Source organism: Pseudomonas capeferrum, assembly GCF_000731675.1.
Taxonomy (GTDB): domain Bacteria; phylum Pseudomonadota; class Gammaproteobacteria; order Pseudomonadales; family Pseudomonadaceae; genus Aquipseudomonas; species Aquipseudomonas capeferrum.
The window spans coordinates 526,299-548,499 of the sequence record NZ_JMIT01000001.1 but is presented as its reverse complement, the minus strand read 5'-3'; the positions used below and the strand labels follow the sequence as shown (position 1 = coordinate 548,499).

General features: G+C 63.5%; 20 protein-coding genes. 15 read left to right on the top strand and 5 right to left on the bottom strand.

Translation table 11 applies throughout. The features are described from left to right. Positions 1-48 precede the first annotated feature (48 nt). Positions 49-1,452: a purine-cytosine permease family protein gene (locus PC358_RS02625; RefSeq protein ID WP_033697329.1), complete on the bottom strand. Its 1,404-nt coding sequence runs from the start codon at positions 1,450-1,452 to the stop codon at positions 49-51. 316 nt (positions 1,453-1,768) lie between these two features. Here PC358_RS02625 and PC358_RS02620 point away from each other — a divergent pair, with 316 nt between their 5' ends. The 10 genes from PC358_RS02620 to PC358_RS02575 all read left to right on the top strand — a co-directional run bounded on the left by PC358_RS02620 (position 1,769) and on the right by PC358_RS02575 (position 11,330). Continuing rightward, the gene (locus PC358_RS02620) at positions 1,769-2,254 is read left to right on the top strand and encodes a flavin reductase family protein (RefSeq protein WP_033697327.1); all 486 of its coding nucleotides are present in this window, start codon (positions 1,769-1,771) and stop codon (positions 2,252-2,254) included. A 66-nt stretch (positions 2,255-2,320) separates the two neighbouring features. Next, on the top strand, positions 2,321-3,361 hold the full coding sequence (locus tag PC358_RS02615) for an LLM class flavin-dependent oxidoreductase (RefSeq protein ID WP_033697325.1): 1,041 nt from the start codon (positions 2,321-2,323) through the stop codon (positions 3,359-3,361). A gap of 230 nt (positions 3,362-3,591) precedes the next feature. After that, positions 3,592-4,188, top strand: a complete 597-nt coding sequence (locus tag PC358_RS02610; protein ID WP_033697324.1) for an amino acid synthesis family protein — start codon at positions 3,592-3,594, stop codon at positions 4,186-4,188. 68 nt (positions 4,189-4,256) lie between these two features. After that, positions 4,257-5,090 carry an alpha/beta fold hydrolase gene (locus PC358_RS02605; RefSeq protein WP_033697323.1) on the top strand — a complete coding sequence of 278 codons (834 nt, stop codon included), beginning with the start codon at positions 4,257-4,259 and terminating at the stop codon, positions 5,088-5,090. After that, positions 5,087-6,568, top strand: coding sequence for an aldehyde dehydrogenase (locus PC358_RS02600; protein ID WP_033697322.1), 1,482 nt, complete (start codon positions 5,087-5,089; stop codon positions 6,566-6,568). The genes PC358_RS02605 and PC358_RS02600 overlap by 4 nt, the downstream gene beginning before the upstream one ends. Before the next feature lie 13 nt (positions 6,569-6,581). Next, a complete protein-coding gene (locus PC358_RS02595; RefSeq protein ID WP_033697321.1) occupies positions 6,582-7,067 on the top strand; it encodes a flavin reductase family protein in 486 nt (161 codons plus the stop codon). A gap of 84 nt (positions 7,068-7,151) precedes the next feature. Next, entirely contained in the window at positions 7,152-7,541 is a 390-nt protein-coding gene (locus PC358_RS02590; protein ID WP_033697320.1) for a carboxymuconolactone decarboxylase family protein, read from the top strand. A gap of 88 nt (positions 7,542-7,629) precedes the next feature. Then, positions 7,630-8,394, top strand: coding sequence for a GntR family transcriptional regulator (locus tag PC358_RS02585; protein ID WP_033697319.1), 765 nt, complete (start codon positions 7,630-7,632; stop codon positions 8,392-8,394). A gap of 2 nt (positions 8,395-8,396) precedes the next feature. After that, positions 8,397-8,960: an NUDIX hydrolase gene (locus PC358_RS02580; RefSeq protein ID WP_033697318.1), complete on the top strand. Its 564-nt coding sequence runs from the start codon at positions 8,397-8,399 to the stop codon at positions 8,958-8,960. Positions 8,961-9,146: 186 nt separating this feature from the next. Next, positions 9,147-11,330: a GAF domain-containing hybrid sensor histidine kinase/response regulator gene (locus tag PC358_RS02575; protein WP_033697317.1), complete on the top strand. Its 2,184-nt coding sequence runs from the start codon at positions 9,147-9,149 to the stop codon at positions 11,328-11,330. A gap of 7 nt (positions 11,331-11,337) precedes the next feature. Here the strand turns inward: PC358_RS02575 and PC358_RS02570 are convergent, their stop codons facing one another. The 3 genes from PC358_RS02570 to PC358_RS02560 all read right to left on the bottom strand — a co-directional run bounded on the left by PC358_RS02570 (position 11,338) and on the right by PC358_RS02560 (position 14,903). After that, on the bottom strand, positions 11,338-13,503 hold the full coding sequence (locus PC358_RS02570; RefSeq protein ID WP_033697316.1) for a response regulator: 2,166 nt from the start codon (positions 13,501-13,503) through the stop codon (positions 11,338-11,340). Positions 13,504-13,589: 86 nt separating this feature from the next. Then, complete coding sequence (locus tag PC358_RS02565) at positions 13,590-14,222, bottom strand: LysE family translocator (protein ID WP_033697315.1); 633 nt, start codon at positions 14,220-14,222, stop codon at positions 13,590-13,592. 66 nt (positions 14,223-14,288) lie between these two features. Then, the gene (locus PC358_RS02560; protein WP_033697314.1) at positions 14,289-14,903 is read right to left on the bottom strand and encodes a LysE family translocator; all 615 of its coding nucleotides are present in this window, start codon (positions 14,901-14,903) and stop codon (positions 14,289-14,291) included. A gap of 110 nt (positions 14,904-15,013) precedes the next feature. On the opposite strand from PC358_RS02560, the gene PC358_RS02555 reads away from it, so the two are divergent. Next, positions 15,014-15,466: an Lrp/AsnC family transcriptional regulator gene (locus tag PC358_RS02555; RefSeq protein WP_033697313.1), complete on the top strand. Its 453-nt coding sequence runs from the start codon at positions 15,014-15,016 to the stop codon at positions 15,464-15,466. A gap of 315 nt (positions 15,467-15,781) precedes the next feature. Beyond that, a complete protein-coding gene (locus tag PC358_RS02550) occupies positions 15,782-17,194 on the top strand; it encodes a purine-cytosine permease family protein (protein ID WP_033697312.1) in 1,413 nt (470 codons plus the stop codon). Between the two features lie 83 nt (positions 17,195-17,277). Here the strand turns inward: PC358_RS02550 and PC358_RS02545 are convergent, their stop codons facing one another. After that, positions 17,278-18,171: a LysR family transcriptional regulator gene (locus PC358_RS02545; RefSeq protein WP_033697311.1), complete on the bottom strand. Its 894-nt coding sequence runs from the start codon at positions 18,169-18,171 to the stop codon at positions 17,278-17,280. A gap of 147 nt (positions 18,172-18,318) precedes the next feature. On the opposite strand from PC358_RS02545, the gene PC358_RS02540 reads away from it, so the two are divergent. The 3 genes from PC358_RS02540 (at position 18,319) to PC358_RS02530 (ending at position 22,185) form a co-directional block, all read left to right on the top strand. After that, the gene (locus PC358_RS02540) at positions 18,319-19,389 is read left to right on the top strand and encodes a 4-oxalomesaconate tautomerase (protein WP_077068377.1); all 1,071 of its coding nucleotides are present in this window, start codon (positions 18,319-18,321) and stop codon (positions 19,387-19,389) included. A 62-nt stretch (positions 19,390-19,451) separates the two neighbouring features. Beyond that, positions 19,452-20,768: a C4-dicarboxylate transporter DctA gene (gene dctA, locus PC358_RS02535; protein ID WP_033697310.1), complete on the top strand. Its 1,317-nt coding sequence runs from the start codon at positions 19,452-19,454 to the stop codon at positions 20,766-20,768. Between the two features lie 91 nt (positions 20,769-20,859). Then, positions 20,860-22,185: a CitMHS family transporter gene (locus tag PC358_RS02530; RefSeq protein ID WP_328286657.1), complete on the top strand. Its 1,326-nt coding sequence runs from the start codon at positions 20,860-20,862 to the stop codon at positions 22,183-22,185. The last annotated feature ends 16 nt before the right edge of the window (positions 22,186-22,201 follow it).

The window sequence follows — 22,201 nt, the reverse complement described above, 5'->3', positions numbered from 1 at the left end:
CGGGCTTGCCCCGCGAATGGGCCGCAAGGCGGCCACCCGTTGCAACTGTCAGTCATTGACCCTGATAACCCGCGCACTATTGACCGCCTGCCCTCGCGTGGCCAGGCAGTAATACAGCGGCACCGTCACCAGCAAGCCGATCAACCAGGACAAATCAGCCCCTTCGACAAGGTTCGAATACGGCCCCACATACAGCGCGGTATTGGCAAACGGCAGCTGCACCGCAATCCCGCAAGCATAGGCAATGATCGCGTGGTGGTTGAAGCGGCCATAGATGCCGCCGTCGGCACTGAAGATAGACGCGATGTCGTACTGGCCCTTCTTGATCAGGTAGAAGTCGATCAGGTTGATCGAGGCCCACGGCACCAGCACCAGCAACAGCGCCAGAATCAGGCCGATGAACTGGCCGATGAAGTCCGCCGATGCATTCAGCGCCACCAGGCCACAGCCCAGCAGAATTACCGAGGCCAGGGCCACCCGCACCTTGATGCTCGGCGTCCACTTGGCGAAGAAGGTCTGGATGGCCGTGACGATCGACAGCACCGCGCCATACAGGTTGAGCGCGTTGTGGCTGATGATGTTGAGCAGGAACAGCACCATCAGGATCGGCCCCAGCCAGCCGGTGGCTTGCTTGACCGCGTCCATCGCGTCGGTGCCTTCTGGCACGCACAGCACCGCCACTGCACCAAAGCTGAAGCACAGGATGGTGCCCAGGGTGGCGCCGAAGTAGGTCGCCCAGAACGGCTTGGCAATGCCGACTTCCTTCGGCAGGTAGCGCGAGTAGTCCGAGGTGTACGGCGAGAAGCTGATCTGCCAGATCGTGCCCAGCGACACGGTGGCGATGAAGCCGGACAGGTTGAACGCCCCACGGCTGAAGAAATCAGCCGGCAGCTCCTGGGCGAACATCATGATGAAACCGGCCAGCAGCGCCGAGCCCATGACCCAGGTACCGATGCGGTTGAGGATATGGATGAAGCGGTAGCCGATCACGCCGATGGCCGTCGCGCTGAGGGCGCCGATGACGATGGCACCGGGCATCGGCACGCTCGGGGCGATGCCGTGGATGGTCTTGCCCGCCAGCACGATATTGGAAATGAAGAAGCCGACGTAGATCAGCGCCGTGAAGAACACGATCAGCAACGCACCATAACGGCCAAACTGCCCGCGGCTCTGGACCATCTGCGGAATGCCCAACTGCGGTCCCTGCGCAGAAGCCAGCGCGATGACCACGCCCCCGGCAAGATGGCCAAGCACGATGGCGACCAGGCCCCACAACAGGTTCAGGTGGAACACCTGGACCACCATGGCGCCGGTGACGATGGGCAGTGGCGCAATGTTGGTGCTGAACCAGAGGGTGAACAGGTCGCGCGCCTTCCCATGGCGCTCGGCAGGTGGAACGTAATCGACCGTGTGATTCTCGACAAACTGGTGTTGCGATGACGGTTGGGACATGGTTTTCAGCTCGAAAGGTCGTTTTTATCGTTGTAAGGAAACCGCGTCTAGGCGGCCTCTCAGCTGCGGACCATATTATGGTATTCCAAACTTTTGACAACACTGATTCGGTCTAAAAATCTTTAACTGATCCGGTTCAGCAGCCGCGCCCAGGCCGTCTCGCTTTCGCCAAACCCCCTATTCACGCGGCTTTGCGCCATTCATCGCGAATTTTGTGCGCTAGAAAATTCCGCTTGCAAATCGAGTATTACGGTATACCATCAGACACATCAACGATAAAAAGCGGCCCACCGCTACCCCTTTCGAGGAACACGCCATGATCGACGCAACCGTCTATAAGAACGTCCTGGGCTCCTTCCCCTCAGGCGTCACCGTCATCACCACCCTGGACGACGACGGCTCGATCGTCGGCCTCACCGCCAGCGCCTTCTCTTCGTTATCGATGGACCCGCCGCTGGTGCTGTTCTGCCCCAACTACAGCTCCGACTCCTACCCTGTGCTGATCAAGCAAAAGCGCTTCGCCATTCACCTGCTGTCCGGTGAACAGCAAGCCGAAGCCTATGCCTTCGCGAAAAAGGGCAAGGACAAGGCCACCGGCATCGAGTGGACCCTCAGCGCCCTGGGCAACCCGTTGCTGGCCAATGCCACCGCCATTATCGAATGCGAACTGTGGCGTGAATACGAAGGTGGCGACCACGCCATCATGGTCGGCAAAGTGCACAACCTCATCGTCCCCGAGCAAGCCCCGCAGCCGATGATCTACTGCCGCGGCAAGATGGCCAGCCTGCCCGCCTTCGCCTGAAGCACCTAGCCTTATTACTGACGCCTGGTGCGCCAGGCGAGACTTTCAAGCTCCGAGGAAAGCCCCATGAAATTTTCGTTGTTCGTACACATGGAACGTTGGGATGAACAGGTCAGCCATCGCCAGCTGTTCGAAGACCTGACCGAACTGACCCTGATGGCCGAGCACGGCGGTTTCAGCACCGTGTGGATCGGCGAACACCACGCCATGGAATACACCATCTCGCCTAGCCCGATGCCGCTGCTGGCCTACCTCGCTGCGCGCACCGAGAAGATTCGCCTGGGCGCCGGCACCATCATCGCGCCGTTCTGGAACCCGATCCGCGTGGCTGGCGAATGCGCCCTGCTCGACGTGATCAGCAACGGCCGCATGGAAGTGGGCCTGGCCCGTGGCGCCTACCAGTTCGAGTTCGATCGCATGGCCAATGGCATGCCCGCCACCGACGGCGGCAAGGCCCTGCGCGAAATGGTGCCGGTGGTGCGCAAGCTGTGGGAAGGCGACTACGCCCACGACGGCGAGGTGTACAAGTTCCCCACCTCCACCAGCGTACCGAAACCTTTCAACGCCGAACCGCCGATGTGGATCGCCGCCCGCGACCCGGACTCGCACAACTTCGCCGTGGCCAACGGCTGCAACGTCATGGTCACCCCGTTGATGAAGGGTGATGAAGAAGTGCTGGACCTGCGCAACAAGTTCCAGGCGGCCCTGGACAACAACCCGGATGTGCCACGCCCGCAACTGATGGTGCTGCGCCACACCCACGTGCACAGCCCATCCGACCCTGAAGGCTGGAAGGTCGGCGCCCAGGCCATTTCGCGCTTCTACCGCACCTTCGATGCCTGGTTCGGCAACAAGACCGTACCGGTCAATGGCTTCCTTGCGCCAAGCCCGGAGTCGAAGTTTGCCGAAGTGCCGGCGTTCCAGCTGGAGAACATCCGCAAGAACACCATGATCGGTACACCCGAAGAGATCATCGCGCGCATCAAGTACTACCAGGAACTGGGCGTCGACGAGTTCAGTTTCTGGTGCGACAACAGCCTGCCCCACGCCGAGAAGAAGAAGTCGCTCGAGCTGTTCATCAACGAAGTGGTGCCGGCATTCGCCTGAATTCCCTTTGCCTGAAGTAGTTGCGGGATCAGCCCGCTCCCGGGGGTCCTCGTGGCCCTCGCGAGCGGGCATTTTTTTGAGTTTTAGGCCGGTACAGATGCCGCGCAAATCAAGGGATCAAGACGCCTTTCGTCCCCCGGCAAGAGATTTTTCCAGCCCCCTCTTGCACAACAAATATTATGGTATACCATCAGACAACAAGAGCTGATAACCCTCACCAGGAGCCACCCATGAGTTTCGAAATCCGCAAGATCGTCACCTACTCCGAAGAGACCCGCATCGAAGGCGGCAAGGCCACCGACAAACCGGTGACCATGGTCGGCCTGGCTGTGGTGATCAAAAACCCATGGGCAGGTCGCGGTTTTGTTGAAGATCTGAAGCCGGAAATCCGCGCCAATTGCTCCGAGCTGGGTGCGCTGATGGTCGAGCGCCTGATTGCCGCCATCGGCGGTGCCGACAAGATCGAAGCCTACGGTAAAGCCGCAGTGGTCGGCGCCGACGGCGAAATCGAGCACGCCTCTGCCGTGATCCACACCCTGCGCTTTGGCAACCACTACCGCGAAGCGGTGCAGGCCAAGAGCTACCTGAGCTTCACCAACAAGCGCGGCGGCCCAGGCACCTCGATCCAGATCCCGATGATGCAGAAGGACGACGAAGGCCTGCGTTCGCACTACATCACCCTGGAAATGCAGATCGAAGACGCCCCACGTGCCGACGAAATCGTCGTGGTCCTGGGCGCCGCCGACGGTGGCCGTCTGCACCCGCGCATCGGTAACCGCTACATCGACCTGGAAGAACTGGCTGCCGAAAAAGCCAACGCTCAATAACAACAACCAAGACGGGCCGGGGCGTGGCGTGCTTACCCGCCGCGCCCGACCTTCAAGGAGCGCCCTCCATGATTCAGCCTGTCGCTGAACGCACACCGGCCGGGACCAGTTACCTGGTTCAAGGCCAGGGCCAGGCTGTGGTACTGATCCACGGCGTGGGCCTTAACAAAGAAATGTGGGGTGGTCAGTTCGTTGGCCTGGCCAACGACTACCGCGTCATCGCCTATGACATGCTCGGCCACGGCCAGAGCGCGCTGCCAGCCGCCGACACCAGCCTGGAAGGCTACGCCGCCCAACTCGCCGAGCTGCTCGACCACCTGCAGATTGCCCAGGCAACCGTCATCGGCTTCTCCATGGGCGGCCTGGTAGCCCGCGCCTTCGCCCTCGCCTACCCGCAACGGCTGGCGGCGCTGGTGGTGCTCAACAGTGTGTTCAACCGCACCCCCGAGCAAAGTGCCGGGGTAATCGCCCGCGCCGCCCAGGCTGCAGAACTGGGCCCCGACGCCAACGTCGACGCCGCCCTCGACCGCTGGTTCAGCCGCGAATACAAGGCCGCCAACCCGGCCCAGGTCGCCGCCATTCGCCAGGTACTGGCGAGCAACGACCCGCAGGGCTACCACACCACCTATTCGCTGTTCGCCACCCAGGACATGTACCGCGCCAGCGACCTGGGCAGTATCCAGGTGCCGACACTGATCGCCACCGGCGAACTCGACTCGGGCTCCACCCCGGCCATGACCCGCCAGCTTGCCGCCAGCATTCCGGGCGCGCACAGCGTGGTCCTCGCCGAGCAACGGCATATGATGCCGGTGGAAGCACCGCGTGAAGTCAACAAGATGCTGTTGGACTTCCTCAAGCAAGCCCGCACCCTCACCGAATCCGCCAAGGGGATTGTTGCATGACCCTCGTACGTTTCCAGATGTGCATCGACGGCCAATGGCTCGATGCCCAGAGCGGCAAGACCTTCGACAGCCTCAACCCGGCCACCGCCCGGGCCTGGGCGCAACTGCCCGACGCCGACGAAGCCGATGTGGAACTGGCCGTGCAGGCCGCCCAGCGCGCGTTCGACAGCAAAGCCTGGCGCAGCATCACCGCCACCGCGCGCGGCAAGCTGCTGCGCCGCCTGGGTGACCTGATCGCCGAGAACAAGGAGCGCCTGGCCCAGCTGGAAAGCCGTGACAACGGCAAGCTGATCCGCGAAACCCGCGGCCAGGTCGGCTACCTGCCAGAGTTCTTCCACTACACCGCAGGCCTTGCCGACAAGCTCGAAGGCGGCACCTTGCCGCTGGACAAGCCGGACCTGTTCGCCTACACCGTGCACGAGCCGATCGGCGTGGTCGCCGGGATCATCCCGTGGAACAGCCCGCTGTACCTGACCGCAATCAAGCTGGCCCCGGCCCTGGCCGCCGGCAACACCATCGTGCTCAAGCCGTCCGAACATGCCTCGGCGACCATCCTCGAACTGGCCCGCCTGGCCCATGAGGCCGGCTTCCCGCCGGGCGTGGTCAACGTGGTCACCGGCTACGGCCCAAGCACCGGCGCGGCGCTGACCCGTCACCCGTTGGTGCGCAAGATCGCCTTCACCGGCGGCGCCGCCACCGCCCGCCACGTGGTGCGCAGCAGCGCCGAGAACTTCGCCAAGCTGTCGCTGGAGCTGGGCGGCAAGTCGCCGAACATCATCTTTGCCGACGCCGACCTGGACAGCGCCATCAACGGCGCCGTGGCGGGCATCTATGCCGCCTCCGGGCAAAGCTGCGTGGCCGGTTCGCGCCTGCTGGTGCAGGACGAGATCTTCGACGAATTCGTCGCCCGCCTGGTCGAGCGTGCCAAGCGCATCCGCATCGGCAACCCGCAGGACGAGGCCAGTGAAATGGGCCCGATGGCCACCGCCCAGCAACTGGCCGTGGTCGAAGGCCTGGTCGCCGCAGCCAAGGCTGAAGGCGCCAAGCTGCACCTGGGCGGCAAGCGTGCCGAGGTCGAGGGTGACGGCTGGTTCTACGAGCCGACCCTGTTCGAGTGCGACAGCAACGCCATGACCATCATGCAGGAAGAGGTGTTCGGCCCGGTGGCTGCGGTCATCCGCTTCAAGACCGAGGAAGAAGCCCTGGAAATCGCCAACGACTCGCAGTTCGGCCTCGCCGCCGGCATCTGGACCCGCGACCTGGGCCGCGCCCACCGCCTGGCCCGCGACGTGCGCTCGGGCATCATCTGGGTCAACACCTACCGCGCGGTATCGGCCATGGCGCCGATCGGCGGCTTCAAGAACAGCGGCTACGGCCGTGAAAGCGGCATCGATTCGGTGCTGGCCTATACCGAGCTGAAGACCGTGTGGATCAACCTGTCCACCGCGCCCATGCCCGACCCGTTTGTGATGCGTTGAGAGGTAGCACGAGATGATCGAACCAGGCATCTACAAAGACGTGATGGGCTCGTTCCCGTCCGGCGTTACGGTGGTCACCACCCTGGACGCCGACGGCGGCATCGTCGGCATCACCGCCAGCGCGTTCAGCGCGCTGTCGATCGAGCCGGCGCTGGTGCTGTTCTGCCCCAACTACGCCTCCGACACCTACCCGATCCTGCGTGACAGCAAACAGTTCGCCATTCACCTGCTGTCTGCCGACCAGACTGCCGAGGCTTATGCGTTTGCCGGCAAGGGCAAGGAGAAAGCCAAAGGCATCGACTGGCACCTGAGCGAGTTGGGCAACCCGTTGCTGGCCAAGGCCACGGCGATCATCGAGTGCGAACTGTGGCGCGAGTACGACGGCGGTGACCACGCGATCATCGTCGGCGCGGTGAAGAACCTGGTGCTGCCGGCTGCGCCGGTGACGCCGATGGTTTATCACCGGGGCAAGCTGGGCGCCCTGCCGCCACTTGGCTGACAGACACCGACCGTCCTGCTTTTAGGGGCCGCGCTATCGCCTCACCCTCGGTAGCGGCCCCTGTTTTCTTCCGGAGTACAGTGCATGAGCAACGAAAAGTACGAGAAAGGCCTGCAGATCCGCACCCAGGTGCTGGGCGAGGAGTACGTCAACCGTTCCATCCAGAACGCCGACGAGTTCACCAAACCGCTGCAGGAGCTGGTCACCGAGTACTGCTGGGGCCATGTCTGGGGCCGCGATGGCTTGTCGCTCAAAGAGCGCAGCATGATAAACTTGGCCATGATTTCCGCGCTCAACCGGCCCCACGAACTCAAGCTGCATATCCGCGGCGCATTGCGTAATGGGCTGAGCCGTGAACAGATTCGCGAGATCCTGCTCCAGGTCGGCATTTATTGCGGCGTACCCGCGGCGGTGGACAGTTTCCGCCTGGCCCGCGAAGCGTTCGCCGAAGCCGATGCGGAGTCAACCCGTTAACAACGGGCTGTTCGAACCACTGCAAGGAGTGCCAAGGTTCCAGGCACTCCGCGATGTTGGCGCAACAGCCTCATAAAGAGCGCACCTGATGAAACGCCAGCCACTCGACGACAGCTTCAAGGTCAACCGCAACCCCGTTACCCTGCGCGAAATCGTGCTCGACAAGCTGCGCGCCGCGATCATGAACTTCCATCTGCTGCCGGGTGACCGCCTGGTAGAACGCGACCTCTGCGACCGCCTCGGGGTCAGCCGTACCTCGGTGCGAGAAGCGCTGCGCCACCTGGAATCCGAAGGCCTGGTCGAATTCGCCGATGCCAAAGGCCCGCGCGTGGCAATCATTACCCTGGAAGATGCCCGCGATATCTACGAGCTGCGCTGCGTGCTCGAAGGCCTGATCGTCCAGCTGTTCACGCTCAATGCCAAGGCCAAGGACATCCGCGCCCTGGAACGCGCGCTGGAGGTCAACCGCGAAGCGCTGGAAGAAGGCGAGCTGCAACAGGTGCTCGACTCGGTGCAAGGCTTCTACGACGTGCTGCTGGAAGGCTCCGGCAACCAGGTCGCCGCCCAGCAGCTGCGCCAGTTGCAGGCACGCATCAGCTACCTGCGTGCCACCTCGGTCTCGCAAGAGAACCGCCGGGGTGCCAGCAACCGGGAGATGGAAAAGATCGTCGAGGCGATCAAGGGCGGCGACCCGCTGGTTGCCCACCAGGCCTCGGTCGATCACGTCCGCGCTGCCGCCAAGGTAGCCCTGGACTACCTGCGCCAGAAGCAGGATGACAACACCAAGGTGCGCGACATGGTCGAGCCCCTGGCCCTCAAAGAGCCCCGTATAGAACCCCGCATAGGCCGCTGACCATGCCCAACGCCCCGCGCTACTGCCCGCACTGCACCACGGAACTGGCTCGGGGCGTTCCCACAGGCGACACCCACGAACGCCTGCGCTGCACCGCCTGCGGCTACATCCATTACATCAACCCGAAGATAATCGCCGGCTGCATCATCGAGCGCGATGGCAAGTACCTGTTGTGCCAGCGCGCCATCCCGCCGCGCCCTGGCACCTGGACCTTGCCTGCAGGCTTCATGGAAGCGGGCGAAACCACCGAGCAGGCGGCGTTGCGGGAAGTGTGGGAAGAAAGCGGCGTGCACGCCGAAATCGTCTCGCCCTATTCGATCTTCAGCGTGGCCAAGATCAGCGAGGTGTACATCATCTTCCGCGCCATCGCCACCCAGGAGACCGGGCAGTTCGGGCCGGAGACCCTGGCCTACAAGTTCTTCGAACCGGGGGAAATCCCCTGGGACGAAATCTACTACCCGGCGATCCGGCAGATTCTCGAGCGCTACATTCTTGAGCGCCAGGCGGGGGTCTACGGCATCTACATGGGCAACGACGATACCGGCAAGGTGCACTTCATTCGCTGAGCCTGGTCCGGCCTTTTCGCGGGGCAAGCCCGCTCCCACAGGCCACCTTTGAATCCGAATGCAGAGGGGCACCTGTGGGAGCGGGCTTGCCCCGCGAAAAGGCCGGACCAGGCGACATAAAGGCCTCGCCAATTGGCCATTCTCGGTGCACCCTTATGCTCCCAGGCGTAAGGATCGGCAGAGCACATGGCGAAATGGCTAGATGGCGGCGGGCTGATGGCCGAACACATCCGCCAGCATGATTGGCACAGCACCCCACTTGGCCCGCTGCAGGCATGGCCCAGTGCACTCAAGACGACGGTGGCCCTGTGCCTGGGCTCGCGGTTCCCGCAGGCAGTGCTGTGGGGCAATGACCTGATTACCCTGTACAACGACGCCTTCGCCGAGATTCTCGGCAGCAAGCCTCAGGCCCTGGGCCGCCCGTTCAGCGAGGTGTGGCAGGAAGCCTGGGGCGAGATCGGCGCCATGGCCGGTCGCGCCATGGCCGGTGAAGCGGTGTTCATCGAAGACTTCCCGCTGGTCATCGACCGCAACGGTGGCCCCGAGCGCGCCTATTTCACCTTCTGCTACAGCCCCATCCGTGGCGAGGACGGCAGCGTGCTGGGCATGCTCGACACGGTGACCGAAACTACCACCAGCGTGGTCAACAGCCAGCGCCTCAACTTCCTCGACGGCCTGGGCCGGGAGGTGGCCAACGCCACCGACCCCGAGCGGATCATGGCCATCACCACGCGCATGCTGGTTGAGCACCTGCAGCTTTCCAGCTGCGCCTACGCGGTCATGGATGCCGACCAGGATGGCTTCAACATCTGTGGCGACGCCGTGGTAGCCGGTTCACCACGGCTGATCGGCCAATACCGCCTGGCCGACTTCGGCCGCCTGGCAGTCAGCCAATTGCGCGCTGGCGAGCCGCTGGTGATCAACGACAACCTCAGCGAACTGGCCGCCGAAGAAGCGGCGACCTTCCAGGCCATCGGCATCACCGCGACCATCTGCATGCCGCTGATCAAGGACGGCCGCCTGACCGCACTGATGGCCATCCACGACAAGGCGCCCCGGGTGTGGACCGGCTACGAGCTGCGCTTGATCGGCGAGGTGACCGAGCGCTGCTGGTCGCATATCCAGCGGGTCCAGGCCCATGCCGAAGTGCGCGAGGCAATGGCGGCGCTGGAGGCACTCAATGCCACGCTGGAACAGCGCGTCGACCAACGCACCAGCCAACTGCTGCACACCGAAGCCGTGTTGCGCCAGGCGCAAAAGCTCGAAGCCATCGGCCAGCTCACCGGTGGCGTGGCGCACGACTTCAACAACCTGCTGACCATCATTCGCTCGTCGCTGCACTTCCTGCAGCGCCCCGACCTTGAGCAAAGCCGTCGCGAACGCTACATGAAAACCATGGCCGACACCGTCGACCGCGGCGCCAAACTGACCGGCCAGTTGCTCGCCTTCGCCCGCCGGCAGGCATTGAGCCCGCAAGTGTTCGAGGCCGGGCCCCGCCTGGAGGCCATGGCCGAGATGCTCGATACCGCCACCGGGGCGCGTATCAAGGTGGAACTGCAACTGCCAGACGCGCCTTGCCATATCCGCGCCGACCTCAGCCAGCTGGAAACGGCGGTGATCAACCTGATGCTCAACGGCCGCGATGCCATGGCCGGCCAAGGCACCTTGCGCCTGCGCCTGTTGGCCGATCAGCACATGCCGGCGCTACGGGGCCAGCCGGCGCCGGCGGGCACCTTTGCGGCCATTTCGGTGGTGGACAGCGGCGTCGGCATTGCCGCGCAGTTGCTCGATCGCATTTTCGACCCCTTCTTCACCACCAAGGCGCCCGGTGAAGGGACCGGGCTTGGCCTGTCCCAGGTGTTCGGTTTCGCCAAGCAGTCCGGTGGCGATGTAGCCGTGGTCAGCGTCGAGGGCGAAGGCACAACGTTCACCCTGTACCTGCCGCAAGAGGCCCCGCCTGCCGAACCGGCCGACGTCACCGCCGCCCCCACCCAACCCGAGGTCGGCAAGGCGCGAGGGCGGATACTGGTGGTGGAGGACAACCCCGATCTCTGCACGTTCACCGCGCAGATCCTTGAGGACCACGGCTACCGGATCAGTTGGGCAAACTCGGCGGAAGAGGCGCTGGCACAGCTGGCCGGCCCGGCGGGCGATTTCGATGCCGTGTTTTCCGATGTGCTCATGCCCGGCATGGGAGGCTTGGCGCTGGCCCGCGAACTGCGGCGCCAACGCCCGCAACTGCCGGTGATCCTCACCTCGGGCTACAGCGATGCGATTGCCGAAGGCGGCCACCAGGGCTTTGCCTTCCTGGCCAAGCCGTACTCGGCCGAGCAGGTGTGCCAGATGCTGGCCAAGGTGCTGGGCAGCTGAGCAGCGGCTAACGCGGGGCGGCAAGCAACCGCGCCACACTCTGCGCCAGCTCGGCGCGCCGGTACGGCTTGCGCAACACCTCGAAGCCCTTGAGCTCGCGGGGTGTAAGGTTGGCATAGCCGGTGATGATCAACACCGGCAGGTCAGCCTGGCGCTCGCGCATCTGTTGGGCAAAACGCACCCCGGTCATGTCGGCCATGACGTGGTCAGTCACCAGCACGTCCGGCTGCCAGCCCTGCTCCACCTGCTGCATCGCTGCTGCGGCACTGCTCGCTTCGCACACCTCGTAACCCAGGTCGCGCAACTGCAAGGCCGTGGCATGGCGCACGATCTCCTCATCATCCACCAACAGAATTCGGCTGGCGTGGTCGGCCAGGGGCGCCTCTGCACTGTCACTGTCACGGCCAACTGCGGTGACATCGCTGATCGGCAACCACAGCGTGGCCACAGTCCCCTCCCCCTGCTGCGAGCGAATCGCGAAGCCACCACCCGACTGCACCGCCAGCCCCTGCACCATCGGCAAGCCAAGGCCGGTGCCTTTGCCCACGCCCTTGGTGGAATAGAATGGCTCGACGCAGCGGCGCAGCTGCTCATCGCTCATGCCGCTGCCACTGTCGCGAACCTGCAGCCAGACCAACGGCGCGCCCGCAGTGCCTGCCGGGTGCGGTGGGCCGTCGGCATCGAGCCCGGCGACGATGCTCAGGGCACCGCCGCCGGCCATGGCGTCGCGGGCATTGACCACCAGGTTGAGCAGCGCCAGCTCCAGTTGATGCGGATCGACCAGCACGGCGGGCAGCAACGGGTCGACTTGCACCTGCACGGCAATGGTCGGCCCAAGCGAGCGCGCCATAAGTTCGCGCATGTCCTCCACCAAGGCAGCCAGCGACACGGCTTGTGGCTTGAGGGTTTGTCGACGGGCGAAACTCAGCAAGCGCCCCACCAGATTGCGCGCCCGCTCGGCGGCCTGCAGGCCACCGTCGATCAAGCGGGGAGCTCGCTCGGATTGCGGGTGCCGACGCATCAATTCGAAGGAGGCGATAATTGGCGTGAGCATGTTGTTGAGGTCATGGGCGATGCCACCGGTCAACTGGCCGATCATCTCCAGCTTGTGCGCTTCATGCAGTTGCAGAATCGCCGCCTCGCGCTCGGCCAGCACGGCCGCGACGCGCTCCTCCAGGCTTTCGTTGAGCAGGTGCAGGGCACGCTCTGCACGGGCATGGGTAATGGCCGCCCAGGCTTGCTTGGCGGCATCCTCGACCAGTTGGCACTCGTCTTCGAAGCAGTGATGTGGCGTGTGAAAGTGCACGGCAAGCATGGCTTCCAAGCGGCCGGCGCGCAGCACCGGCACATGCAGCGTACTACACAAGCCGCTCAGCGGCGCCGATGCGCTGTCATAGGCCTGCTGTACCACCTTACCCGCCACCAACTGCTCACGTAGCGATGTTCCGAACGTGGTGTAGCGGTGCTGGCCGACCCTCGAAGGCAGGCCGTCAGCCCAGTCATGCGCAACCTTGTAACCTGCGCCGTCGCCCAGGTCCTCGCCGAAACACACCTGCGTCGCCCCCAGGTGCTGGGCGAGGCGTGCCACCACATAGGCCTCGATACGCTCCGCTTCACCCAGCCCAGGCAAGGTGCGGCCCAGCTCCAGCAAAAACGCCTGGCGCTGTTGGAAACGAACCCGTTCGGTGGTTTCAGTCACGAGGCACAACACCCCGCCAACGCTGCCATCGGCTTCGCGCACGGCGGAATAGGAGACATCGAAGTACACGGTCTCACCCAGACCGCGACGCTCTATATAGAATGGGCGGTCCTTGGCTGAAAACGTCTGGCCGGTCTCACGCACGCCACGCAGCAGCGGCTCAAGGTCGTCCCACAGCTCACGCCAGTTGTCCTCAGCCGGGCGCCCCAGTGCCTGGGGATGCTTGGTACCAATGGTCGGTGCATAGGCATCGTTGTAGAGCGCTACGTAAGTTTCGCCCCAGAACAGCACGAACTGCGCCTGGGCCGGCAGCAATGTAGCCATTACCGCCTGCAGGTGGGGCGACCAGTGCTCGGGAGGGCCGAGCGGCGAACTGCTCCAGTCCATCGACTGCAGCAGGCCACCGATGGTGCCGCCGTTGAGCAGAAAATGCAGTGGCGGAGTGTGCGCATCGCGTTGCTGTAACAGGTTCATGTCTGGGAAGCCCCGGGCACCTTGCTATCCATCTTACGATAGGAGCGTTGCAATCAACGGTTCGTTCCACAGAAATCAGCGGTTGTTCAGCGGCGCCCTTCGGCCAGCATGCGCAGGGCCAGGCCGGCCAGTACGGTGCCCATCAGCCAGCGCTGAACCTGCTGCCACACGGGCCGGCCGCCGAGAAACACGGCGATGGAACCGGCCATCACGGCGATCAGCGCATTGACCGATACGCTGATGGCGATTTGCGTGCAGCCCAGCACCAGCGACTGCACCAGTACACTGCCGTGACCGGGCTCGATGAACTGCGGCATCAGCGACAGGTACATGACCGCGATCTTGGGGTTCAGCAGGCTGGTGGCAAAACCCATGGTGAACAGCCGCCGCGGGCTGTCGGCAGGCAGTTCACGTACCTGAAATGGCGAGCTACCGCCGGGCCGCAGCGCCTGCCAGGCCAGGTACAGCAAGTACAGTGCGCCACCGATGCGCAGCACGTCATAGGCAAACGGCACCGCCATCACCAGCGCGGTGATACCCAGCGCCGCGCAGAGCATATAGATGACGAAGCCCAGGGCCACGCCGCCAAGGGATATCAAGCCGGCGTTACGGCCTTGGCAGATCGAACGAGAAATCAGGTAGATCATGTTCGGCCCGGGCGTCAGCACCATGCCCAGGCAGATCAGCGCGAATGTCAGCAGTTGGGCGGTTTCGGGCATGGGGCACATCCTGGCTGTGCGAAGAGAAGCGGCAAGTGTATCCGAGCCACGTCAGCGCCGGTAGATTCAGCCCAACTGCCCGGCAATCAGCCCCAGGGCCACCGCGATCATGGCAAGGCCCGATACCCGCCCGACCCTCTTCGCTGCCCCAGGCCGGGTACTCAGTACGGCCTTGGCGCCATAGCCCACCAGCGAATAGATCACCAGCGAGCTGCACAGGTGCACCAGCCCGAGCAACAGGATCTGCAGCGGCACGGGCCAGCTGGAGTGTGGGTCGGTGAATTGCGGCAACAGGGCAAGAAACAGCAGGAACACCTTCGGGTTCAGCCCACTCACGCAAAAGCCCTTCAATGCCCAGCGCGAACCGGAGTCCCCCACGCCGTCCTGCCCCGCCTGCGGCACACCCGGGCTCAGCAGCAGGTTGCCGCCCAGCCACAGCAAGTAGGTACAGCCCGCCAGCGTCAGCAACATCAGCGCCAGCGGGTGCCCAGCGAGCAGGCTGCCCACGCCAGCAGCCACCACCAGGGTTGCCAGGAAGTGCCCCGACAACATGCCTGCCACCGCAGGCATCACCCAGCGCCCGCGCATGCCCGCGGAGATGGCATACGCCCAGTCCGCCCCTGGGGTGATCACGAACAGCAACGACACGGCCCAGAACGCCGTCAGCACACTGATTGCCACTTGAATCTTCCTTAGTGTTGTCTTGGTGTGCAGAAAGATTACGGATTCCGTCGGGGCATTTTCTTTCGTATATTCCCCACCAACATATAAATACTGGAAGATTCTTCTCAATGGACCGGACAGATCGAAAAATCCTTGCCGAGCTGCAAAAAGATGGGCGCCTGTCGGTGACCGAGCTGGCTGACCGCGTAGGGTTGAGCTTGTCGCCCTGCCATCGTCGCCTGAAGGCGCTGGAAGACGCCGGCGCCATTCTCGGGTACCACGCGCGCCTGGCACCGGCCGCGCTGGGGCTTAACTTTGCCGCGCTGGTGTTCGTCACCTTGCGCGAGGTGACGCGCCAGCCGGTGGCGGACTTCGAGGCGGCGCTAGCCGAGATCCCCCAGATCGTCGAGGCGCAGCGGTTGTTCGGTGACCCGGATTACCTGCTGCACGTGGTGGCGAAGGACCTGCCAGCGTTTCAGAAGCTGTATGACGAGCACCTGACCAGCATTCCCAATGTGAAGCGGCTGAGTTCGACATTGGTGATGAAGGAAGTGATTCAGGATCGGCTGTTACCGATGTAGTGACAATTTCTGATTATCTACCGCCTGTTCACCTGCACTGGAAACGCGCACGCCGCACCACGCCGGCTCACCTGTGCTGTTTCCCGACAGCCTGCAGCCCCCACGCTCAAGGCTTTCAGCGCGGTGGCCCGCTCCTTGCTACCACTCGTCCCTTAACCTTTTGTCAGCCTTAGGTTTTTTAAGGTTTATGGGCACATATTTACTAATTTCTCGTTATCCCGACTCCCCGCATCATCCCTCCAACAAGAACGCGTTGCCCTTCGCCGGCACGCCCCCGGGCAGTACCCCCTGCCCCACCTTGCCTTGGAGTCAGTCATGACCAGTGCAGCCAACACGGCACCCCTTATAGAAAAACACACGATCGGCTACGTGCCCCCGCAAGACCGCCATGGAAAGGTAAGGGATCTGTTCACATTGTGGTTCGGCGGCAACATCGCGCCGCTGCCCATCGTCACCGGCGCGCTGGGCGTGCAGTTGTTTCACCTGAACCTGGTGTGGGGCATCATCGCCATCCTGGTCGGCCACCTGGTCGGCGGGGTGTTGATGGCGCTGCACTCGGCCCAGGGCCCGCAGATGGGCATCCCGCAGATGATCCAGAGCCGCGCCCAGTTCGGCTCGCTCGGCGCGCTGCTGGTGGTGGTGATCGCCGGGGTGATGTACATCGGCTTCTTCGCCTCCAACATCGTCCTGGCCGGCAAGTCGCTGCATGGTGTGGTCGAGGCCGTGCCGGTACCGGTGGGTATCGTCATCGGTGCGCTGGGGTCGGGCATCATCGGCATCATCGGCTACCGCTTCATCCACGTGCTCAACCGCATCGGCACCTGGGTGCTCGGCATCGGCATCGTGGTCGGCTTCGGCTACATCTTCAGCCATGTGCAAAGCGACGACTTCCTGACCCGCGGCGGCTTCAACCTGGCCGGCTGGCTGGCCACCGTGTCGCTGGCGGCGCTGTGGCAGATTGCCTTTGCCCCTTACGTGTCGGATTACTCGCGCTACCTGCCGGCTGACGTGAAGGTCTCATCGACCTTCTGGACCACGTACCTGGGCTCGGCCCTGGGTTCGAGCCTGTCGTTCATCTTCGGCGCCGTGGCGGTGCTGGCGATCCCGGCCGGCATGGACACCATGGACGCGGTCAAGCTCGCCACCGGCACCCTCGGCCCGATCATGCTGGTGCTGTTCCTGCTCAGCGTGATCAGCCACAACGCCCTCAACCTGTACGGCGCGGTGCTGTCGATCATCACCCTGATCCAGACCTTCGCCCACCGCTGGATCCCCACCGCCAAGAGCCGCGCGGTGCTGTCGCTGATCGTGCTGACGGCTTGCAGTGTAGTAGCCGTGTTCGCCTCGAAGGACTTCATCGGCCACTTCGTCGACATGGTGCTGGTGCTGCTGGTGGTGCTGGTGCCCTGGACCGCGATCAACCTGATCGACTTCTATGTGATCCACAAGGGCGACTACGACATCCAGTCGATCTTCAAGGTCGATGGCGGCATCTACGGGCGCTACAACCCCCAGGCGCTGATTGCCTATGCGGTGGGCATCGTGGTGCAGATCCCGTTCATGAACACGCCGCTGTACGTCGGGCCGATCTCCGAGCACATCAACGGCGCCGACCTGTCGTGGGTGGTCGGGCTGCTGGTCACCTCGCCGCTGTACGGGTGGCTGGCGAGCCGCGACAGTGCCTATCGTCGTCGGCAGACCAGTGCCAAGCTGGCGGTGGGCGTGTGATCGCCCGCTGAGCCAACCGGCATCACCTGCAGCCGGCCCGTGGCGACACGGGCCGGCTTGTTTCTGACCCCCGCACGGCGTTTTTAGCCGCCCCGCCATTTTTCCAGCAGGATCGACACGAACTTTTCTGCAGCCGGCGACAGCGAAGCCCCGCGCCGATAGACCAGGCCCAGAGTGCGCGTCACCTGTGGGTCGGTCAGGGGCACGCTGACCAGGGTCGGGTGGTCCGCTGCCGGCATGGCCAGGCTGGGCATCGCAGACACACCAAGCCCTGCCTCGACCATGCCGAGCGAAGTGGACAGGTGCTGCACCTCATAAAACCATTTGGGCCGTATGTTGAGCCCCGACAAGGCGTGGTCCAGCAGCATGCGGTTACCACTCAGGCGCCCCACGCCGATCAGGCGGTGGTCAGCCAGCTGCGTCCAAGTCACCGATTCGCGGCTTGCCAGTTCATGATCGCGGCGGCAGGCCAGCACGAAATGCTCGTTGACCAGCGGCACAAACTCGATGTCCGGGTGCTGGCCACTCATCATGTTGATGCCGAAATCGGCCTCGCCGCGCAAGACCGCTTCAAGGCCATCGTTGGCGCTGAGGTCGAGCAGGCGGATGCGGATTTTCGGGTATTGCTCGTTGTACTGGCGAATCACGGTGGGCAGGAAGTAGAACGCCGCCGTCGGGATGCACGCCAGGGTGACTTGTCCGGTCTGGCGCTCGGCCAGTTCGCGAATACTCAGGATCGAGTCTTCGAAATCATCGAGCAGGCGCCGCGCCTTGGGCAGGAAATCACGGCCGACACTGGTCAGGCCAACCCGACGCGTGGTGCGTTCGAGCAAAGGCGTGCCCAGGCCCTCTTCCAGCTTCTTGATCCGCCGGCTGAGTGCTGGCTGGGAAAGGTGCAGGGCCTCAGCTGCTTCATGAAAGCTGCCGAGTTCGGCGATTTTCACGAAAGAACGGATATCTTGCAGCTCATATTCCACAGGTTTGGCTCCACGTCATAGCGTCGGCAATTATTCAACTGCATGCATCAATCGCTACGATATTTGCATTGGATTGATTTATCAACGCCTGTCACTCTTTCTCTCAACACATCAATGATGCCAATTGATCAACGAGAGTCAGTAGTCATGCAACGAATCCCTTGTGTGCTCATGCGCGGCGGTACCTCCAAAGGCCCTTTCTTCCATGCCTGGGACCTGCCGGCCAATGTGGTGGAACGCGACGAAGTACTGATCAGCCTGATGGGGTCTGGCCATGAGCTGGAAATCGACGGCATCGGTGGTGGCAGCCCGCAAACCAGCAAGGTGGCGATCGTCAGCCCCTCGCTGCACCCTGACGCCGACGTCGATTACCTGTTCGTGCAGGTCATGGTCGCCGAGCGACGCGTCGACACCGCGCCTAACTGCGGCAACATGTTGTGTGCGGTCGGCCCATTTGCCATCGAACAGGGGCTGGTGAAAGCCCAAGGCGACAAAACCCTGGTGCGCATTCGCAACCTCAATACCCAGACCTTCGTCACCTCGCTGGTGCAAACCCCTGGCGGCACCGTCAAGTACGAAGGCCGCACCGCTATCGACGGCGTACCCGGCACGGCCGCGCCGATCCACCTGACCTTCCTTGATGCGGTCGGCAGCAAGACTGGAAAACTGTTCCCCACCGGGCAGGCCCGCGATGTGTTCGATGGCACGGCCGTCACCTGCATCGACATGGCCATGCCGCTGATGATCATCGAAGCCAGCCAGCTGGGCCTGGCCGGTAACGAGCGCCCTGCCGCCCTGGATGCCGACAGCGCACTGCTCGAGCGCCTGGAAGCCCTGCGGTTGCAAGCGGGCCGGGCCATGGGCCTGGGTGATGTGCGTGGCATGGTGATCCCGAAACCGGTGGTGGTGTCGCCGCCAACCAGCGACGGCACGCTGCAGGTGCGCTACTTCATGCCGCACAACTGCCACCGTGCGCTGGCGATCACTGGCGCGATTGGCCTGGCCACGGCCTGCGTGACCCCCGGCACCGTGACCGCCCAACTGTTGGGCGAGCACGCCCTGCAACTGTCCGAAGTACGGCTGGAGCACCCCAGCGGCGTCATCGATGTGGCCTTGAGCCGCGATGGCGGCAAGCTGCAAGCGTCGGTGATCCGCACTGCCCGCCGGCTCTTCTCAGGTTACGTGTATGCCCCGACAATGCGCCGCCTTGCCAGCTAGCGCGTACTGCACATGTTCAACCCAAAGCGCATCCGCACAATTTCAACAATGGGTGATGCCTCATGAAACTCATCAAATCGTTGTACTTTCAGATCCTCTGCGCCGTGCTGCTGGGTGTACTGGTCGGCCACCTCTGGGCCGAGCAGGCCGTGGCGCTGAAGCCGCTGGGGGATGCCTTCATCAAGCTGATCAAGATGATGATCGCGCCCGTGGTGTTCTGCACCATCGTCACCGGCATTGCCGGCATGACCGACAAGCGCTCGCTGGGGCGCCTGATGAGCAAGACGCTGCTGCTGTTCCTGGTGCTGACGGTGATCAGCCTGGTAATCGGCCTGGTGGCCGTGCATGTGTTCCAGCCTGGCGTGGGCATGAACATCGACCCTGCCACGTTGAGCACGGCGGGCCTCAGCCAGTACACCGCGTCGGCGGCCAAGCTGGGCGTGGTCGACTTCTTCATGCACATCATCCCTGACACCTTCATGGGCGCTTTCAACAAAGGTGAAGTGCTACCGGTGCTGTTCATCGCGGTGCTGTCGGGGTTTGCCCTGTCGGCCATGGGCGAACATGGCCAGCCTGTGCTGAACGTGCTGGAGTCCGCCTCGCAGATGGTGTTCCGCATCTTCGGCTACCTGATGCGCTTTGCCCCGGTCGGTGCGTTCGGCGCGCTGGCCTTTACCGTGGGCCAGTACGGCATTACCTCGCTGGGCGCCTTGGCCAAGCTGGTGATGACCCTGTACATCGCCTGCGCATTCTTTGTGCTGGTGGTACTGGGTGGCCTGTGCCGGCTGCACGGCTTCAGCTTGTGGAAGCTGTTGCGGTTCTTCCGCGAGGAGTTCCTGGTGGTACTCGGCACCTCGTCTACCGAGCCGGTATTGCCACGGATGCTGGAAAAGCTGCAGGCGCTGGGTTGCAGGAAGGGCGTGGTCGGGCTGGTGCTGCCCACGGGCTACTCCTTCAACCTCGATGGCACTGCGATCTACCTGTCGCTCGCCGCCGTATTCATCGCGCAAGCGTGCAACATCGACCTGAGCCTGGGCCAGACGCTGACCATGCTGGCGATCATGCTGTTGTCGTCCAAAGGCGCCGCCGGTGTGACGGGCAGCGGTTTCGTGGCGCTCGCTTCGACGCTGACGGTGATCCACGATATCCCACTGGCCGGCCTGGCGCTGCTGATCGGTATCGACCGTTTCATGTCAGAGGCACGCGCCCTCACCAGCCTGGCCAGCAACGCCGTGGCCACCGTGGTCATCTCGCTGTCCGAAGGTGCTTGCGACCGGCAGGTACTCAGGCAAATGCTGGCAGACGGGAAAATGCCGTCAACCGCCGTCGCCGAGCCGAACGCCCCCTGGCCGGCCGCTGAGCCTACCCGCCAAAGCTGACCCCCGCTGCACCTACGTTAACCGCACCGCCCGGCAGGCATGACGCCGGGCGGCAAGACCGCCGTTTGCCTTGCGTTCGGCCACACTGACAATAACAACAAGAGAGAAAACCATGCTGGCATTGCTGGGTTTGACCATGGTGGTGGCATTCACCTACCTGATCATGAGCAAACGCTTGTCGCCTATCGTCGCCCTGACCTTGGTGCCGATCGTGTTCGCCGTGATCGGAGGCTTCGCGCCCGACCTTGGCAAAATGATGCTCGACGGCCTGAAAATGGTCGCACCCTCGGCAGCATTGCTGCTGTTCGCCATCCTGTTCTTCGGCCTGATGATCGATGCCGGCCTGTTCGACCCGCTGATCCGCATGATCCTCAAGCGTGTCAACGGCAACCCGGTAAAGATCGCCATCGGTACCGCCCTGCTCTCGCTGCTGGTGGCGCTGGACGGCGATGGCACCACCACCTACATGATCACCTGCGCAGCCATGCTGCCGCTGTACAAACGCATCGGCATGAACCCGATGATCCTCGCCACCGTAGCCATGCTGTCGCTGAGCATCATGAGTGGCTTGAGCCCTTGGGGCGGGCCGGCGACGCGGGCGATTGCGGCACTGGGCCTGGACGCGTCCGAGTACTTCATCCCCATGCTGCCGACCATGGTCGGCGGTGCCGCCTGGGTGGTGTTCACGGCATTTCTGCTGGGGCGCGCCGAGCGCAAGCGCATCGGCAACATCCAGCTGCAAGCAGGCGGCGGCAACTGCTACATCAAGGCCATTCTGGAAGAGACCCCGCACAAGCGCCCACGGCTGGCCTACGTCAACCTGGTGCTGGTGGTGGCAGTGATGATCGCCCTGGTAGCCGGGGTGATGCACGCCGCGATTCTGTTCATGATCGGTTTTGTCGCCGCGCTGATGATCAACTACCCACAACTGAATGTGCAGAAGGAGCGGATACTGGCGCACTCCGGCAATGCCATGACCGTCGTACTGCTGGTATTTGCCGCAGGCATCTTCGCGGGCATCTTCTCCGGCACCAAGATGGTCGATGCGCTGGCGCAGACCTTGGTCGACTGGATTCCGCCATCCTGGGGCCACTGGTTCCCGCTGGTGGTGGCCATTACCAGCATGCCGCTGACCTTCGTGCTCTCCAACGATGCCTATTACTTCGGTGTGGTGCCGATCCTGGCCAATGCCGCCGCAGCGTATGGCATCGACCCGGTAGAGATCGCCCGCGCCTCGGTGCTCGGCCAGCCGGTGCACCTGATGAGCCCGCTGGTGGCCTCGACCTTGCTGCTGGTCGGCATGGTCGACCGGGATATCGGCGACTTCCAGAAAGCCACGGTCAAGTGGGCCGTGCTCACCTCGCTGGTCATTACTGCGATTGCGCTGCTGACCGGAGCGCTGTCGTTCTTCGTCTGAATGCCCAACCCACAAT